Annotated in this window: 17 protein-coding genes; 11 read left to right on the top strand and 6 right to left on the bottom strand. The window is 63.5% G+C overall.

Going from position 1 to position 17,181, the window contains the following annotated elements:
- Positions 1-21: 21 nt before the first annotated feature.
- Positions 22-933, top strand: coding sequence for an EamA family transporter (locus tag BM279_RS17385; RefSeq protein WP_093505755.1), 912 nt, complete (start codon positions 22-24; stop codon positions 931-933).
- Between the two features lie 110 nt (positions 934-1,043).
- Here BM279_RS17385 and BM279_RS17380 read toward each other — a convergent pair whose 3' ends face one another.
- Complete coding sequence (locus tag BM279_RS17380; RefSeq protein WP_093505753.1) at positions 1,044-1,799, bottom strand: FadR/GntR family transcriptional regulator; 756 nt, start codon at positions 1,797-1,799, stop codon at positions 1,044-1,046.
- Positions 1,800-1,914: 115 nt separating this feature from the next.
- Between BM279_RS17380 and BM279_RS17375 the strand changes: the two genes are divergently transcribed.
- Together BM279_RS17375 and BM279_RS17370 are read left to right on the top strand one after the other, a co-directional pair.
- Entirely contained in the window at positions 1,915-2,784 is an 870-nt protein-coding gene (locus tag BM279_RS17375) for an aldose 1-epimerase (protein ID WP_093505751.1), read from the top strand.
- A 209-nt stretch (positions 2,785-2,993) separates the two neighbouring features.
- The gene (locus BM279_RS17370; protein ID WP_027906000.1) at positions 2,994-3,212 is read left to right on the top strand and encodes a hypothetical protein; all 219 of its coding nucleotides are present in this window, start codon (positions 2,994-2,996) and stop codon (positions 3,210-3,212) included.
- A 51-nt stretch (positions 3,213-3,263) separates the two neighbouring features.
- Here BM279_RS17370 and BM279_RS17365 read toward each other — a convergent pair whose 3' ends face one another.
- A complete protein-coding gene (locus BM279_RS17365) occupies positions 3,264-4,745 on the bottom strand; it encodes a helicase HerA-like domain-containing protein (RefSeq protein WP_093505749.1) in 1,482 nt (493 codons plus the stop codon).
- 151 nt (positions 4,746-4,896) lie between these two features.
- Between BM279_RS17365 and BM279_RS17360 the strand changes: the two genes are divergently transcribed.
- A complete protein-coding gene (locus BM279_RS17360; RefSeq protein WP_093505747.1) occupies positions 4,897-6,792 on the top strand; it encodes a methyl-accepting chemotaxis protein in 1,896 nt (631 codons plus the stop codon).
- Between the two features lie 39 nt (positions 6,793-6,831).
- Here the strand turns inward: BM279_RS17360 and BM279_RS23430 are convergent, their stop codons facing one another.
- From BM279_RS23430 to purU, 3 genes are read right to left on the bottom strand one after another with little or no spacing between them, the layout of a single operon-like run.
- The gene (locus tag BM279_RS23430) at positions 6,832-7,008 is read right to left on the bottom strand and encodes a hypothetical protein (protein WP_167363164.1); all 177 of its coding nucleotides are present in this window, start codon (positions 7,006-7,008) and stop codon (positions 6,832-6,834) included.
- A 5-nt stretch (positions 7,009-7,013) separates the two neighbouring features.
- Positions 7,014-7,436, bottom strand: a complete 423-nt coding sequence (locus BM279_RS17355; protein ID WP_093505745.1) for a CBS domain-containing protein — start codon at positions 7,434-7,436, stop codon at positions 7,014-7,016.
- A gap of 38 nt (positions 7,437-7,474) precedes the next feature.
- Positions 7,475-8,326 carry a formyltetrahydrofolate deformylase gene (gene purU / locus BM279_RS17350; protein WP_013790083.1) on the bottom strand — a complete coding sequence of 284 codons (852 nt, stop codon included), beginning with the start codon at positions 8,324-8,326 and terminating at the stop codon, positions 7,475-7,477.
- 330 nt (positions 8,327-8,656) lie between these two features.
- Between purU and mvaT the strand changes: the two genes are divergently transcribed.
- Positions 8,657-9,040, top strand: coding sequence for a histone-like nucleoid-structuring protein MvaT (gene mvaT / locus BM279_RS17345; protein WP_013790082.1), 384 nt, complete (start codon positions 8,657-8,659; stop codon positions 9,038-9,040).
- A gap of 127 nt (positions 9,041-9,167) precedes the next feature.
- Here mvaT and sbcB read toward each other — a convergent pair whose 3' ends face one another.
- A complete protein-coding gene (sbcB, locus tag BM279_RS17340; protein WP_093505743.1) occupies positions 9,168-10,610 on the bottom strand; it encodes an exodeoxyribonuclease I in 1,443 nt (480 codons plus the stop codon).
- Between the two features lie 191 nt (positions 10,611-10,801).
- On the opposite strand from sbcB, the gene BM279_RS17335 reads away from it, so the two are divergent.
- From BM279_RS17335 to BM279_RS17310, 6 genes are all read left to right on the top strand, one after another.
- The gene (locus BM279_RS17335) at positions 10,802-11,560 is read left to right on the top strand and encodes a DUF2189 domain-containing protein (protein ID WP_093505741.1); all 759 of its coding nucleotides are present in this window, start codon (positions 10,802-10,804) and stop codon (positions 11,558-11,560) included.
- Positions 11,561-11,650: 90 nt separating this feature from the next.
- Positions 11,651-12,376, top strand: coding sequence for an RDD family protein (locus tag BM279_RS17330; RefSeq protein ID WP_093505739.1), 726 nt, complete (start codon positions 11,651-11,653; stop codon positions 12,374-12,376).
- A complete protein-coding gene (locus tag BM279_RS17325) occupies positions 12,373-13,353 on the top strand; it encodes a stage II sporulation protein M (RefSeq protein WP_093505737.1) in 981 nt (326 codons plus the stop codon). Before BM279_RS17330 ends, BM279_RS17325 begins: the two co-directional genes overlap by 4 nt.
- The gene (locus BM279_RS17320) at positions 13,340-14,908 is read left to right on the top strand and encodes a DUF4129 domain-containing protein (RefSeq protein WP_093505735.1); all 1,569 of its coding nucleotides are present in this window, start codon (positions 13,340-13,342) and stop codon (positions 14,906-14,908) included. The genes BM279_RS17325 and BM279_RS17320 overlap by 14 nt, the downstream gene beginning before the upstream one ends.
- On the top strand, positions 14,905-16,125 hold the full coding sequence (locus tag BM279_RS17315; RefSeq protein ID WP_093505733.1) for a DUF4350 domain-containing protein: 1,221 nt from the start codon (positions 14,905-14,907) through the stop codon (positions 16,123-16,125). Before BM279_RS17320 ends, BM279_RS17315 begins: the two co-directional genes overlap by 4 nt.
- Positions 16,122-17,171, top strand: coding sequence for an AAA family ATPase (locus BM279_RS17310; protein WP_093505731.1), 1,050 nt, complete (start codon positions 16,122-16,124; stop codon positions 17,169-17,171). The genes BM279_RS17315 and BM279_RS17310 overlap by 4 nt, the downstream gene beginning before the upstream one ends.
- Positions 17,172-17,181 lie beyond the last annotated feature (10 nt).

The following is a 17,181-nucleotide window of genomic DNA, read 5'->3' as shown; positions in this document are numbered from 1 at the left end:
CTGGATACGGAAATTGTATTTATGACTGCCCCTGCCCTGTTTCCCCGCCACATCGCCGTGATGATCCTGGCGTTGCTGGCCTGCTCCTTCGCCGGCAACCACATTGCCGCGCGTATCGCCTTCGACAACCAGACCGGCCTGCTGTTGGCGATTCTCTGCCGCTCCGGCGTGACCATGCTGGTGCTGCTCGGCATCGTGCTGTGGCAACGCCAGGCCCTGCAGATGCCGCCTGGTGCCTGGCGCTGGCAGCTGCTGCTAGGCCTGTTGATCGCCACCCAGAGTATCTGCCTGTATACCGCCGTGGCACGTATTCCGGTGGCCCTGGCGCTGCTGATCGGCAACACCTTCCCGATCCTGCTCGCCCTGCTCACCTGGGCACTGGGCGGCTCGGCGCCCACCCGCCGCACGGTGATGCTGATGGGACTGATCCTCACCGGTCTGGTCTTCGCCCTGGACCTACCGGCGCGCCTGAACGCCAGCGAGCAGGCAGGCCCAGAGTGGCTCCTCGGCGTGAGCGCTTCGTTCCTGGCCGCCTGCGTGTTCGCCTGCGCGCTGTGGATCACCGATCACAAGCTCTCCAGCCTGCGCGGCTCGGTGCGCAGCATGCTCACCCTGATGATCGTATTCAGCAGCATGGTGGTGGCCGGCAGCGCCGATCTGATCCCCGGCGGCATGAACCTGCCCACCAACGGCACCGGCTGGACTGCCCTCGGCGCCCTGGTGCTGCTTTACGGCATCGCCTTCTGCATGCTGTTCGTCACCGTGCCGCGCCTGAACATGGCCAAGAACGCCCCGGTGATGAACATGGAGCCCATCGCCACGCTGCTGTTCGGCTGGCTGCTGCTGGATCAGGTATTGAGCGGTATGCAGATGATCGGCGGCGCAATCGTGCTGACGGGCATCGTGCTGCTGACTTATCGCAAGGATGCTTAAGCAGTCTCTCACGACAGGCTGCGCGTCGATCCTGCAGAAATGAAAAAGGGCCTGGGTGCTGGTCTACGGAAGTAGACTCAGCGCCCAGGCCCTTTGCCGGCCTCGTGGTTTCAGGCCTGCTTGGCGGCCACTTCGGCCGACTCGTGGGCCTGACGCAGGCGCTCTCGGCTGTTGGTCAGGTGCAGGCGCATGGCTGCACGGGCGGCATCGGAATCCTGGCGGGCGATGGCTTCGAAGATCTGCTCGTGCTCACGCTCCAGGCGCGCCATGTAGTGGGCATGGTCGTCGTGGGCGATACCGGCGGAATTGAGGCGCGTGCGCGGAATGATGCTGGTGCCCAGGTGGCTCATGATATCGGTGAAGTAGCGATTGCCCGTGGCATGGGCGATCTGCAGGTGAAACTGGAAATCCGAAGACACCGCATCGCTTTCATGGGCCGCGCCCTCGTTCAGCGCATCCAACGCCTGGCGCATGGCGGCCAGTTGCTCGGGAGTACGGCGTTGTGCAGCCAGGCCCGCCGACTCGACTTCCAGGCTGATACGCAGTTCGAGCACGGCCAGCACTTCGCGCAGGGTGACGATGGTCGCCGGATCGATGCGGAAAACGCCGGGGCTGGGCGTGTCCAGCACGAAGGTGCCGATACCGTGGCGGGTTTCCACCAGGCCGGACGCCTGCAGACGCGACAGCGCTTCACGCACCACGGTGCGGCTCACGCCCTGCTCTTCCATGATCGCCGACTCGGTCGGCAACTTTTCACCACGCTTGATCACCCCGTCGCGAATGCGCTGGGACAGCTCTGCGACCAGCTCCTGTGCCAGGCTTCGATGCTTGCGCCGCGCACGTGGCTGCGTGTTCTGAGTTTCCATAAGGATGTCGTTATCGTCTGGGTGGCCAGAGCGCATCATATATCAGAGAGTTGTATGATGACACGTTCTTCGTTTATCTCCGCCTAACGGCGCGTTAACTGCACAGGTACTGCCCATGTCGCTCGACACTCTGCACCTGCAAGACGGTATCACCCAGCTGACCCTGACGCCTAGCATCGGTGGCGCAATTGCCAACTGGTCGGTCATCGCCACCGCCCAGCCGCTGCTGCGCCACGCCGACGAACAGGCGCTCGCCGCCGGCACTCCACGTCTGCTCGGCTGCTACCCGCTCGCGCCCTGGTCCAACCGCATCACCGAAGGCGGTTTCGACAACCCCGAAGGCTGGCTGGCCCTCGCTGCCAATGCCGACAACTCGCCCCTGCCGATCCATGGCAGCGCCTGGCAGCAGCCCTGGCAAGTCATCGAGCACAGTGAGCGTGCAGCGCTGCTGCGCCTGGACAGCCAGACTCCATTTGCCTTTACCGCCGAGCAGCGCTTCGAGCTCAACGATGGTCGTCTGACGATTCACCTGCAGGTTACCCATCGCGGCGAAGCACCAATCTGGCACGGTCTGGGCCTGCACCCGTACTTCCCGCGTACGCCCCACACGCGCCTGCAGGCCGCGGCCGCGCAAGTCTGGCACTGCGACGCCAACAGTCTGCCCACAGGTCTGGACGATCTGCCGCATCACTGGGATTTCACCGCGGAGCGCGAATTGCCGGCCGTGCATACCGACAATGCCTTTATCGGCTGGAACGGCCAGGCGCGGATCATCGAACCGCAAGCCGGCTACAGCCTGGAGATCGGCAGCGATCAGGGCATCTATCTGCTTTTCTGCCCGGAAGGTAAACCCTTTTTCTGCTTCGAACCGGTCAGCCACCCTGTCAACGCCCATCACCTGCCCGGCAAACCGGGCCTGGTGCTGCTGAACCAGAATCAGCGCATTGGCCTGACCTTTACCTTGCAGTACCGGCCCCTGAACTGAGCCGGGCAGTTCACGTCGTGGGGCCGCCGTGCTGGACTTTCCGCGCGGGTTGATGATAATCACCCGCCTGCCCTGGGTTCGGTCGCATCTGCGAATAACCTGAACTATCGAAAGGGTATAGGCTTCATAAAGATGTGGCGACCGTACCAGTGAGACCGCTCGGTCTTACGTTGTTGCCCATCTCTCTATTGGAAACCATGGGTACTATCGTGACGAAAGACGAACTGCGCGCCGAACTCGAGCGCCAGGCGCAGCGTTACAAGGATGTATACGGCGGTGAAGTGATCACCTACGCCGCCCAACCGGATCCGGAACGCAAGCCGTGGCGCAAGAAGGCCAGCCTGCTCGACCAGGCCTTCGACAAAGAAATCGAAAAGATCGAAAAAGATCTGTCCAGCAAAGCCGAGGCCAGAGCCGAAAGCGCCTGAGACTGAAGAGCGCCGGCGACTGTGCACAAGCGCACGCCGGCGTGGCACTTTCTAACGCCGCTTGGACTTGCCGCCAAGCAATGACCCCATCAAGCCCCTGACCAGTTGCCGCCCGAGCTGAGTGGCTGCCTGACGCATGGCGCTCTTCAACGCCTGGCTCGCCAGACCGCCCAGGTATTCGCCAGCGCTGCCGACCGTGGATGAATCCTGTTTGGCCGGCGGTGCAGCGTTCTGGCTGGCCTGGGCTGCACGCGCGGTTAGAATCTCGTAGGCCGACTCCCGATCAAAAGGTCTGTCATAACGCCCGGCCAATGGCGATTGGCGAATCAACGCAGCGCGTTCACCTTCGGACAGCGGGCCGATACGTGATTGCGGCGGCGCGATGGCCACACGCTGCACCATGGCTGGCGTGCCCTTGTCTTCCAGGGTACCCACCAGCGCTTCGCCGATACCCAGCTCGGTGAGCACAGACAGGCAATCGAACGCCGGATTGGCTCGGAAACCATCGGCCACGGCGCGCAGCGCCTTCTGCTCACGTGTGGTGAACGCCCGCAACCCATGCTGGATGCGCAGGCCGAGCTGGGCCAACACATCGTCGGGCAGATCGCCCGGCGACTGGGTGACGAAGTAAACGCCCACGCCCTTGGAACGAATCAGCCGTACCACTTGTTCCAGGCGCACCTGCAGCGCCTTCGGGGTATCGGCGAACAGCAGATGCGCCTCATCGAAGAACAGCGCCAGCACCGGCTTGTCGGCATCGCCCCGCTCGGGCAGTTGCTCGAATAACTCGGCCAGCAACCAGAGCAGGAAAGTCGCGTAGACCTTGGGCGCCTCGTGCACCAGGCGACTGGCGTCGAGCAGATGGATGCGCCCGCGACCCTCACGATCCGGCTGCAGAATGTCTTCGAGTTGCAGGGCCGGCTCACCGAACAGCGCCTCGCCGCCCTGCTGTTCAAGGCTGGCCAAGCGTCGCAACAGCGCCTGGGCCGAGCCGCTGGTGAACAACGCGCTGTCGGCGCCCAGCACCTCGGGCTGCTCCTTGAGATGATTGAGCAGCGCCTTGAGATCCTTCAGGTCGAGTAGCAGCAGGCCTTCGCGATCCGCCACCTTGAACGCCGCATACAGCGCCGCCTGCTGGCTGTCGGTCAGTTCCAGCAATGCGCCAAGCAGCAGCGGCCCCATTTCGCTCAGCGTGGTGCGCAGTGGGTGACCGCTCTGCCCGTGCACATCCCAGAGGCTGACCGGGTAGGCCGTCGGGCTGTGCGCCAGCCACGGCATGCTGGCGATGCGCTCGGCCACCTTGCCCCGGGGCGCATCGGCGGCGCCCAGGCCACACAGATCACCTTTCACGTCTGCCGCGAACACCGCCACGCCGGCATCGCTGAAATTCTCGATCAGGCGCTGCAGAGTGACCGTCTTACCGGTGCCCGTGGCGCCGGCGATCAAGCCGTGCCGGTTGGTCAGGCGCAGTGACTGGCCTACCGCTTCGCCATCAATGCCCGCGCCCAGAACGAATTGCTGATTCAAAGCCATACCACCGTCCTCTGGATTAAAGCTTTAGCGACCTGCTGCCGACATAACCGCCAGGCCATGACCGATTCAGCCCAACTTCGGCCGCCTGCCCACTCGCCACTTGGCGACGCCCTACCAGACTGGTTCCAGTGATCACCGGACGCAAGATGCCATGACGAGAAACCTGCAGTTCAGCCACAAGATCCTGCTGGCCGCCACCCTGGTGGTCACGGTCGCCTTCGCTCTGTTCAGCCTCTATAACGACAGCCGCCAGCGTAGCAGCATCCAGGCCTCGCTCCAGAGCAACCTCAGCCAGGCCAGTAACGCCGCGGCCGGCAATATCGAAAGCTGGCTGTCCGGGCGCATCCTTTTGGTCGAGAGCCTGGCCCAGAATCTGGAGCTGGCCATCGCCGCGGGCAACCTGCAGGAGGTGATTTCCCGCCCGGTCTACAAGGAGGCTTTCCTGTCCACTTATGTCGGTGTGCAGAGCGACGGCCGCTTCCTGTCCAGCCCACCGACCGAGATGCCGGCCGGCTACGATCCACGCACCCGCCCCTGGTACAAGGACACCGCTCAGGCCAACCGCACCCTGCTCACCGCGCCCTATGTCGACCAGATCACCAACACCCTGGTGATCTCACCCATCGCCCCGGTACATGGTGCGGACGGCAAGCCATTCGGCATGGCCGGCGGCGACGTCAGCCTGGATACCCTGGTGAAGATCATCAACTCCATTGACCTGGGCGACCTGGGTTATGCGTTTCTGGTCAGCAAGGATGGCACCGTGCTGGTTCACCCTCAGGGCGACCTGGTGATGAAGAACCTGCGCGACCTCTACCCCAACGCCACCATCGGCCTGGACAGCAAGCTCACCGAAGTCACCCAGGACGGCCAGGAGCGCCTGCTGACCTTCTCGCCGGTAAAAGGCCTGCCGGACGTGCAGTGGTACGTGGGCCTGTCCATCGACAAGAACCTGGCCTACGCGGCGCTGGATGAATTTCGCCTGTCGGCCGCCATCGCCACGCTGATCGCCGTGGCGCTGATCATCGCCTTGCTCGGTGTGCTGATCCGCGTGCTGATGCAACCGCTGACCACCATGGGCAAGGCCATGGAAGATATCGCCCGCGGTGAAGGCGACCTGACCAAGCGCCTGGCCATCCAGTCCCACGACGAATTCGGCGCGCTGGCCAGCTCGTTCAACCGCTTTGTCGAGCGCATCCACGCCTCGATCCGTGAAGTGTCCTCGGCCACCGCCCAGGTCAACGAAGTCGCCAAGCTGGTGGTCAACGCTTCCAACTCCTCGATCGTCAACTCCGACGAACAGGCCAGCCGTACCAACAGCGTGGCCGCGGCGATCAACGAACTGGGCGCCGCCGCCCAGGAAATCGCCCGTAACGCCGCAGACGCTTCCAATCAGGCCTCCGACGCCCGCCATCAGGCCGAAGACGGTGGCAAGGTTGTGCAGCAGGCGATCAATGCCATGACCGACCTTTCCGCCAAGGTGGTCGATGCGCGCAGCAAGATCGAGATGCTCGCTGGCAAGACCACGGACATCGGGCAGATTCTCGAGGTGATCAAGAGCATCTCCCAGCAGACCAACCTGCTGGCCCTCAACGCCGCCATCGAAGCCGCCCGCGCTGGCGAGGCGGGCCGCGGTTTCGCGGTGGTCGCCGATGAAGTGCGCAACCTGGCTCATCGCACCCAGGAATCGGCCCAGGAAATCGAGAAGATGATCGAGGAGCTGCAGGTCGGCTCCCGCGAGTCGGTCACCACCATGACCGAGAGCCAGCACTACAGCGAGCAGAGCGTGGAGGTCGCCAACCAGGCGGGCGAGCGCCTGGGCAGTGTGACCCTGCGCATCGGCGAGATCGACGGCATGAACCAGTCGGTGGCCACTGCCACCGAGGAGCAGACCTCGGTGATCGAGGCACTGAACATGGACATTACCGAGATCAACACCCTCAATCAGGAAGGCGTGGAAAACCTGCAGGCCACCCTGCGCGCCTGCGCCGATCTGGAGCAGCAGGCCGCGCGCCTGAAGCACCTGGTCGACAGCTTCCGGATTTGAAGCCGGAGCAATGAAAAAGGGCGCCAGTGGCGCCCTTTTTCATTTATCGCAGCTCTGCTGCTCGCGCTGCATGCGTTGCCACAAGGCTTCGGCCCCTTCGAACTCGGTGCCGTCCTCATCGCTCAGCGCCTCGGGGTCGAAGCGCTGCACGCAGCCCTGGCCGACTACCGGTGGCGGCGTCGCTGTGCCCGGCACATCGGGTTTGTCGTCAGCCATGGCGATCAGCCCCTCGCCCGGCCTTGTTCATGCTGGGCGAACTCCTTTACCGCCAGTAGCACGTCGTGACGGCTGATCTGGCCGACCAGTTTGCCGCCCTCGACCACCGGAAAGCGGCGGCGGCGACCTTTGAGAAAGCGCTCGGCCACCTCGATGATGTCCGCCTCAGGCGAGGTGGTTTCCACAGTGCTGGTCATGTACGAGGCGATGGTGCCGCCGGTGGCCTCGTAATAGGCGCCCTGCAGAATACCCCGCAGGCAATCGCCCTCGGACAGCAGACCCATCAGACGCCCCTGGCCGTCGACCACGGGCGCACCGGAAATACGATGCTCGAGCAAGCGGTTGATGGCGGTGAACAGATCGGTATCGGCATGAAAGGTCACCAGGTGACGAGTCATGTAATCACGCACTTTGACGGACTTGAGCATGAACGCGAACTCCTTGTTCGAGCATCGGGCCAGACGGCTTAGTCGAATACCACCGTCTTGTTGTTGTGCACCAGCACTCGGTCTTCCAAGTGATAGCGCAGACCGCGGGAAAGCACCATTTTTTCCACGTCCTTGCCCAGGCGCACCATCTCCTCGATGGTCTCGCGATGGCTGACGCGCACCACGTCCTGCTCGATGATCGGGCCGGCGTCCAGCTCCTCGGTCACATAGTGAGAGGTAGCGCCGATCAGCTTCACACCGCGTAGCGAGGCCTGGTGATAGGGCTTGGCGCCGACGAAGGACGGTAGGAAGCTGTGGTGGATGTTGATCACGCGCTGCGCATAGTCCTGACACAATTTGGGCGGCAGGATCTGCATGTAGCGCGCCAGCACGATCACATCAGCGCGGTGCTCTTCGACCAGGCGCGCGACCTCATCGAATGCTGGCTGCTTGTTCTGCGGGTCCACCGGCACATGGATGAACGGGATGCCATGCCACTCGACCATGCTGCGCAGGTCGTCATGGTTGGAAATCACGCAGGGAATGTCGCAATCCAGCTCGTTGCTGTGCCAGCGGTGCAGCAGGTCGGCCAGACAGTGAGACTCGCGGCTGGCCATCAGCACCACACGCTTCTTTTGCGCCGAGTCGGTGATGCGCCATTCCATCGAAAACTCACGGGCGATGGGCGCGAAGGCCTGATTGAAGCCGTCCAGGTCGAAGGGCAGCGAATCGGCACGGATTTCGTGGCGCATGAAAAACCAGCCGCTCTGCGTGTCCGAATGGTGGCTCGCTTCGGTGATCCAGCCGTTGTAGGTCGCCAGGAAGTTACTGACCTTGGCCACGATGCCGGTACGATCAGGGCAGGCGATTACCAGCCGAAAAGTGCGCATGAACAACTCCAGAGAATTAGCGAAGGCGCGCATTTTAGCCACACCCACAAAAAACTGCAGTAGCTGTACCAGGCGCCCGTCGTGCCGGGCATGGACGATGCGGCCAGGTCCGCAAGAAGTCACCGACACTTGCAGTTATACCTTCACTGTTTAGCTGTGCCGACGATTAGTGTTGAAGCTAATTTAAGCGCTAATTAAATAGTCACCCAGCCGTGCAACTTCTTTTCTTGGGGCACGTCTGTTTAATACAAAGCGGTTTACTTAAAACCGGCCCCTGTCTACTATAAGCAACACTTAGCCCCTCCCTTGCATTGCATTAAAGGTACGCACATGTCGCTGATCACTGAATACCGCAGCCTCGAAGAAAACATCAAAGAACTGCAAGAGCGTCTGAAAAGCCTGTCGCAAGACGACAAGCTGAAAAAGGAACTGGAGTTCGAAGGCAAGCTGCGCACCCTGATGGGCGAATATCAGAAATCGCTGCGCGACATCATTGCGCTGCTCGATCCAGAAGCCAAAGTTGGCAAAGCGCCGCGCGCAGCAGGTAAAGCAGCCGCCACCGGCAGCAAGCGTGCTCGCAAAGTTAAGCAGTACAAAAACCCGAACACCGGTGAAGTCATCGAAACCAAAGGTGGCAACCACAAGACCCTGAAAGAGTGGAAAGCCAAGTGGGGCGCCGACGTCGTCGAAGGCTGGGCCACCCTGCTGGGCTGATGCCAGACCGGGGCGGTGAGTCCATGAAGAACGCCAGCATTGCTGGCGTTTTTTATGGGCGTCTATTCAATCAACTCAATAGAAAGATTCGATTGACCACCTGATGATTTAACACTGGCAACCAGTTTTATTTCCCTTCGTTTTGTAGACCATATCGCTGACGCAATTGTTGCGCGTGCGCAAGCCAGGCGTGCAGTGCTGCCTGCTGACTTTCGTTTGCCTCAGTCAGATAGCGCGCCATCTCCGTCTCGAAACTCACCAGCGTATTGGGCGCACCAAACTCAGGCTGGCTAAGACGCTGCCGGCAGAACGTATGCCAGCGCAATTGTTCTTCACTGCTCAGGGTCGTCGCGAAGTTACGGGCCCGGTAGCGAAACAGTAACTCGGGCAACCGTGCATCATCGAATGGCCAGGACTGCGCAGCCAATTGGGCCGGATCACAATTACGCACCTGCTCGCAAAGTCGGCGGTCGCGGTCACCAATAAAACCATCGTACAACTGCTGCTCGGGATCCATCACCGAAGCGAAACTTTCTTCCGTATACACCTGCGGCAATTTGTCTCGCCACTGTTCCTGGGTATCAGCCAATCGCTTGGCGCGCGCTTGCAACTCGGTCTTGTCCAACTGCAGGCGCTGGCAATCTTCGTCGCGCAATACGCCTAGGGGTGCGATCACCGGGCAGCGATTGATATGTATGAGCTTGAGCGGTACCGGCAGTTCGCCGCCCAGGTCATCGCGCCGCGTATAAAGGCGTTGCTTTAGGGTGTCGGCGCTTTCACTCAGCAACGGCGCCGCATCCAGGTGCAGGTCGCAAACGATCAGCGCATTGCGGTTGCGCGGATGCCAGGCCAGCGGCAGCACGACTGCCAGGTAATGCCGCGCTCCGGAAAAGCGCCCGGACACATGCACCAGGGGTTGCAGCAGGCGAATCTGATCGAGCACTTGGTGCTTGCTGCGCAGCCCGTATAGGTAGTCATAGAGCTTGGGCTGGCGCTCGCGGATCAGCCGCGCCAGGGCGATGGTAGCGCGCACGTCCGACAGCGCATCGTGAGCCTGACCGTGATCGATACCGTTGGCGGCGGTCAGGCGCTCGAGCTTGAGGCTAACGCCGTGCTCGTCCTGTGGCCATTCGATGCCTTCGGGGCGCAGCGCATATGCGGTGCGCACCATGTCGATCAGATCCCAACGGCTGTTGCCGCCCTGCCACTCGCGGGCATAGGGGTCGAAGAAGTTGCGGTACAGGCTGTAACGCGTCACCTCATCATCGAAACGCAGGCTGTTGTAGCCCACGCCACAGGTGCCGGGGCGCGCCAGCTCGGCATGTACGCGGGTCATGAATTCGGCTTCACTCAAACCTTCACGCGCCAGCCGGTCCGGGCCGATGCCGGTAATCATGCAGGCCGCGGGGTGCGGCAGGATATCGTTGCTTGGCTGGCAGTACAGATTGATCGGCGCGTCGATTTCGTTGAGCTGCTCGTCGGTGCGGATGCCGGCGACCTGCAGCGGTCGATCACGGCGCGGGTCGATACCGGTGGTTTCGTAGTCGTACCAGAACAGACTGGAAGGCACGGCGGACTCCTGTGACGAATGAGCGTCGCAGTCTAGGTTTGTTGCCGCTCGTTCACAAACCACGACAGCCTGGCAAAAACTTGATGGCCTTCACGACCTTGGCAACGAGGCAGCGAGTGCCCCCTTGTTAGCGATCTAATCCACTATTAACATCAGGAAACAATCTCATTGCCGCTCGCCAAGGATGAATCATGAGTGACACCACGACCAATCCGTATGCCGTTCCCACCAGCCAGCTGCAAGACGCGCCCACCGGCGCCCAAGCACTGAGCGTCGAACAGGCCCTGAGCCGGGGCTACGACTTCACCATTGGCGGCCTGCTCAGCGAAGCCTGGCAGCTGACCAAAGGCACCAAAGGCATCATCATCGGCGGTTTCCTGATCTTCTACGTGGCGATTCTGGTCGCCTCGTTCGTGGTCGGTGGCGTGCTGGGCATCTTCAGCATGTTCAGCGACAGCCTGGCGCTGATCATCATCGGTCAGCTGCTGACCACCATCATCGCCTCGGCGGTGAGCTACCCGTTCTTCGCCGGCCTGACCATGGTCGGCATTCGCCGCGCAGCGGGCCAGCCGATCAGCTTCAACGAAATTTTCGGCCACTTCGGCAGCCTCGTACCGCTGCTGATCGCTGCCGTGCTGATGATGCTGCTGATCTACCTGGGCATGATCCTGCTGCTGATCCCCGGCATCTACCTGGCCGTGGCCTACATGCTGGCCATCCCGCTGATCGTCGAGCGTGGCCTGTCGCCGTGGCAGGCCATGGAAGCCTCGCGCAAGGCCATCACCCAGCACTGGTTCAAGGTCTTCGGCCTGTTCCTGCTGCTCGGCCTGATCGTGTCTATCAGCGCCATCCCGCTGGGCATCGGCCTGATCTGGACCATCCCGCTGTTCGTCATGGTCATGGGCGTGCTGTACCGCACCATCTTCGGCGTCCTGCCCGTCGCACGTTAAGCATGTGCAGCCCAGGCCGCGTTCGCGCGGCCTGGTTGCTTCCCGCTCCGCTGCTGGCTAGCATCGGGCTTTGCTCCCTACGACGTGACGATGCCACCTTCCTCAGCCATCCCTTCTTCTCGACCCCAGCAGGCCATGCTGGACACGCGCTATCAGGTGGAAACCCCGGAAGGGATCGACCTCGCGCTGCGTCCTGCCGGGCTGGTGCCGCGTGCCCTGGCCTTTACCATCGACCTGCTGATCCGCGGTGCCATCCTCGCCGTCGTCTATCTGGTACTGGGCCTGTTCGGCCAGCTGGGCATGGGCCTGGCGACCATCGTTCTGTTTCTGGTGACCTGGTGGTACATGGTGCTGTTCGAGGTACTCAACCAGGGCCGATCGCCAGGCAAACAGTTGCTCGGCCTGCGCGTAGTGCATGACGATGGCACGCCGATCAGCTGGCCGGCCTCGCTGACCCGCAACCTGCTGCGTTTCGTCGACCTGCTGCCGTTCGCCTACACCCTGGGCATCATCAGTTGCCTGAGCACCCGCGCCTTCAAACGCCTCGGCGATATCGCCGCCGGCACCCTGGTGGTTTACCGCGAGCAGGCCATCGAGCGGCCGAATCTGCCCGAGGCCGAGGCGCTGCCGGCGCCTTTCGCGCTGGATTTTGCCGAGCAGCGCGCCGTGCTGGCTTTCGCAGAACGGGGTGAAGGCCTGTCGACCGCGCGCCGCGCCGAGCTGGCAGGCATTCTCGCCGAGCCGCTGCAGGTCGATGCCAACCAGGCCGAAGGCCGCATCAACGGCATCGCCCGCGGCTTGTTGGGCCCGATATGAAGCAGAGCCTTTTCGAAACCCGTCACCAGCCCCAGTGGCAGGCCTTCGCCGAACAGCTCACGCGTCTGGAAAGCGGTGACCGCGATGCGGACAAGAGCCGCACCTTCGCCGCCGAGTACCGCCGCCTCTGCCAGCACCTGGCATTGGCCCGGGCCCGCGGCTACAGCAACCATCTGATCGAGGAACTGCAGCACCTGGCCCTGCGTGGCCACCAGCAGTTCTACCGCCATCGCAGCGCCATCGGCCCGCAGCTGATCGGCTTCGTGCTGGCTGGCTTTCCGCGTCTGGTGCGCGAGGAGTGGCGCCTGGTGAGCATCGCCAGCCTGCTGTTCTTCGGTAGCCTGGCGCTGATGGGCACTCTCGTTTACCTGTTTCCAGATCTGGTCTACAGCGTCATGGATCCAGCCCGCGTCAGCGAGATGGAGAGCATGTACGACCCGGACACCACGCGCCTGGGCCGCTTCGGCGAGCGTGATGCGGGCGATGACTGGATGATGTTCGGCTTCTACATCATGAACAACATCGGCATCGCCTTCCAAACCTTCGCCAGTGGTCTGCTGTTCGGCGTCGGCAGCCTGTTCTTCCTGCTGTTCAATGGCCTGATGATCGGCGCGGTGGCCGGCTACCTGACGCAGTTGGGCTACAGCGAAACCTTCTGGTCGTTCGTGATCGGCCACGGTGCGTTCGAACTGACCGCCATCGCCCTGGCCGGCGCTGCCGGTCTCAAGCTCGGCTGGGCGCTGCTGGCACCCGGTCGCCTGCCCCGTGGCGAAGCACTGCGACTGGCGGCGATCCGCGCCATCCGACTGCTCGGCGGCGCTGCGCTGTTTCTGCTGATCGCCGCCTTTATCGAGGCTTACTGGTCGTCCATGACCTTCTCCACACCCACGGTGAAATACTGGGTGGGCGCAGGCCTGTGGACGCTGGTGCTGGCTTATCTGGGCCTAGCAGGCCGGAGGCAGCATGCGCCTGACTGATGCCAGCGTGGCGATCCGCCCGCGCACGCCCTGGGAAGCCATCGACCTCGGCGTACTGATGGCCCGCCAGCATCGCCGCCTACTGATGACCAGCTGGGCTGCAGTGACCCTGCCGATCTTCGCCGTGCTCTGCGCGCTACTGTGGCAGTACCCGTCCTGGGCGATGTTCGTGTTCTGGTGGCTGAAGCCGGCTTACGAGCGGCTGCCGCTGTACATCCTCTCGCGCTCGCTGTTCGGCAATACGCCGACACTCAAGCAGGCACTCAAGGCCTTCCCTGCCCTGCTGAAACCACAGCTGCTGGCCAGCCTGACCTGGCGCCGCCTTAGCCCGACGCGCAGCTTCGACCTGCCGGTGCTGCAGCTCGAAGGCCTCAAGGGCAAGGCGCGTACCCAACGCCTCAACGTACTGGCGCAGCGCAACTCAGGCGCGGCTACCTGGCTGACTCTGGTCGGCGTGCACCTGGAAACCGCCCTGTGGATCGGCCTCGGCAGTCTGGTCTACCTGCTGATCCCCACCCAGGTTTCTACCGAATGGGACTGGCAGAGCCTGATCAACGGCGACACCAGCGAGTGGCTGTGGCTGGAGCACCTGTCCAACCTGGCCTATGCGCTGCTGCTGGTTCTCTGGGGGCCGATCTACGTCGCTGGCGGCTTCATCCTGTACCTCAACCGCCGCACGGCCCTGGAAGGCTGGGATATCGAGCTGACCTTCCGCCGCCTGCGCCAGCGCCTGACCGGCGTGGCCTACGCCTTGCTGCTCGGCATCGGCGTGCTGGCATTGCAGGCGCCGACGCCGGCCTTAGCCGATACGCTCGCCAGTTGCCCGCTACCCAGCGAAGACCCCAACGGCCCGGAAGCGCCGCGCATGCTGGCCCAGCCGCTGACCAGCCAGGCCTCCCGGGAAGCGGCGCTGCAGATTCTCGACTCGCCGCCCTTCGAGAACCGTGAAACCGTGACCCGCTGGCGCTTCGGCGACGAGGCCAAAGAGGACAAGGCAGAGCCCGGGTCCAGCGAGAAGCTGGAGAAGTTCTTCGACATGCTCGAAGGCTGGGAAGCGCTGAAAGGTCTGGCCCGGTTCTTCGAGGCCGCCCTGTGGGCGCTGGTGATCGGCCTGATCGCCCTGGTGCTGTGGCGCTACCGCGAGTGGCTCGGCACCTTCGTCGGCCGCACACGGGTAAAACGTACGAAGAAAGTCGAATCGCCGGACCAGCTATTCGGCCTGGACGTAGTGCCGGAAAGCCTGCCGGACGATGTGGCCAGCAGCGCCGAGCGGCTCTGGGCTGAAGACCCGCGCGCTGCTCTGGGCCTGCTTTACCGTGCCCTGCTCAGCTGTCTGATCCACGATCACAAGTTGCCGCTCAAGAGCTCCCACACCGAAGCCGAAGTGCTGCCGCTGGTCGATGGTCTCGACGACCCGGAACTGAGCAACTTCAGCCACACCCTGACGCGCCACTGGCAGAACCTCGCTTACGGCCATCGCCTGCCGCCAACCGCGCTGTGCCCGGTGCTGTGCAATGACTGGCGCCGCCTGGTCGAACAGCGAGGTCGCCCATGAGCCGCTCCCTGCGTATCGGCCTGCTCGTTCTGCTGGTGCTGATTCTTGGCCTGCTCGGCAATTTCCTGCTGCAACGCGCCGAATCCTACGAGGAAGTGGTCACCCACGGCCCGTCACCCGAGGCCCGCGCCAATCCCTATCTGGCCGCCGAACAGTTCCTGCGCAAGCAGGGCATCGAGGTTGCCCGCGCCGACAACCTGGCCGGCCTCGACACCTTGCCGAGTCGCGGCCACACCCTGCTGCTGCTCGCCAACCGCAGCAACCTGACGCCACGCCAGAACGAGCGCCTGCTGGAATGGACGGCCCGCGGCGGCCACTTGCTGTTCGTTGCCGAGCGCATGTGGGACGAGGAACAGGGCAAGAGCGGCGACTTGCTCCTCGACAAGCTGAACGTGCAGCAATACCCGGTCGAGAAACTCGACGAGGAAGAAGCCGAGCAAGCAAGCGGCGAGGCCACCGACGATCAGGAGCCGGCGAGCGAAGACGGTGAAGAACAGCCGAAGGACGCCTACCCCTATCTGACCAAGCTGTACCTGGAAAACGAGCAGGCACCGGCCTACATCGACTTCGATACCGACTTTCACCTCTACGATGCCAATAACCTGGCCCACGTCTGGGCCAACAGCGGCGAAGCCACGCATCTGCTGCAGATCTATCACGGCGACGGGCTGATCAGCATCGTCAGCGATGCCTGGGTCTGGCAGAACGAGAACCTCAGCAACTACGACAACGCCTGGCTGCTCTGGTACCTCAGCCAGGATAGCGCCGTGACCCTGGTCTACAACGCCGACCGCGACAGCCTGCTGGCCCTGCTGCAACGCCATTTCGCCCCGGCCCTGCTGGCCCTGGTGCTGCTGCTGGTGCTGACCCTGTGGCACGTCGGCCAGCGCCGCGGGCCGCTGCTGCAACCGCAACCGGTCAGCCGCCGGCAGCTGCAGGAACACCTGCGCGCCGCCGCCGATTTCCTGCTGCGCCAGAGCGGCCAGCAACGTCTGCTCGGCAACCTGCAGCAGGACATCCTGCGTCGCGCCCGCCGTCGCCACCCCGGTTTCGAGCGCCTGGCCGTGGCCGACCAGTGGCAGATTCTTGGCCGCCTCAGCCGTCAGCCTTCCACCATCATCAGCCAGGCCATGCGCCCCCTGGGCGAGAAACGCCTGTCCGCCAGCTACTTCACCCGCCAGGTCGCCCACCTGCAAACACTCAGGAATGCCCTATGAGCGAAAATACGCCTGACCAGCCGAGCAGCCCGATCGGCGAATCCACCGCGGCGCCGGCCGCCGCGCCCTCGGCCGGCAACATCGCCCAGCAGCGCCAGCGCGCCAGCCAACTGGCTCAGGGCCTGCGCCAGGAACTGCAGAAGGCGGTGATCGGCCAGACGGCGGTGATCGACGACGTGCTCACCGCGCTGATCGCTGGCGGCCACGTGCTGCTCGAAGGTGTGCCCGGCCTCGGCAAGACTCTACTGGTGCGCGCCCTGGCGCGCTGCTTCGGCGGCGAGTTCGCGCGCATCCAGTTCACCCCGGACCTGATGCCCAGCGACATCACCGGCCACGCGGTGTACGACCTGCAGAGCGAGCAGTTCAAGCTGCGCAAGGGGCCGATCTTCACCAACCTGCTGCTCGCCGACGAGATCAACCGCGCGCCGGCCAAGACCCAGGCCGCGCTGCTGGAAGTCATGCAGGAGCGCCAGGTGACCCTGGAAGGTCGCCCGCTGGCGGTGCCGCTGCCGTTCATGGTGCTGGCCACCCAGAACCCCATCGAGCAGGAAGGCACCTACCCGCTGCCCGAAGCCGAGCTCGACCGTTTCATGCTCAAGCTGCACATGGATTACCCCGAGCAGGACGAAGAGCTGAACATGGTGCGCCAGGTCACCCGCTCGGCGAAGGCCGACATGCTCGAGGTCACGCCGCTGCGCACCCTGTTGCAGGCCAAGGACGTGCTGATCATGCAGAAGATCGCCAGCGACCTGCCCCTCGACGACCATGTGCTCGACTATGCCGTGCGCCTGGCCCGCGCCACGCGCAGCTGGCCGGGCCTGGCCATCGGCGCCGGCCCGCGGGCATCCATCGCCCTGGTGCGCGGCGCCCGTGCCCGCGCTCTCCTGCGCGGCGGCGATTTCGTGCTGCCCGACGACATCAAGGGCTGCGCCCTGGCGGTGCTGCGTCACCGTGTGCGCCTGTCGCCGGAGCTGGGCATCGAAGGGCTGTCGGTCGATCAGGTTCTGCTGCAGCTGCTCGACCAGGTGCCTGCGCCCCGTCTATGACAGACTCGAA

It is taken from the genome of Phytopseudomonas straminea (genome assembly GCF_900112645.1).
Classification (GTDB): domain Bacteria; phylum Pseudomonadota; class Gammaproteobacteria; order Pseudomonadales; family Pseudomonadaceae; genus Aquipseudomonas; species Aquipseudomonas straminea.
The sequence above is the reverse complement of the archived record's forward strand: the minus strand, read 5'-3'. Positions and strand labels throughout refer to the sequence as shown.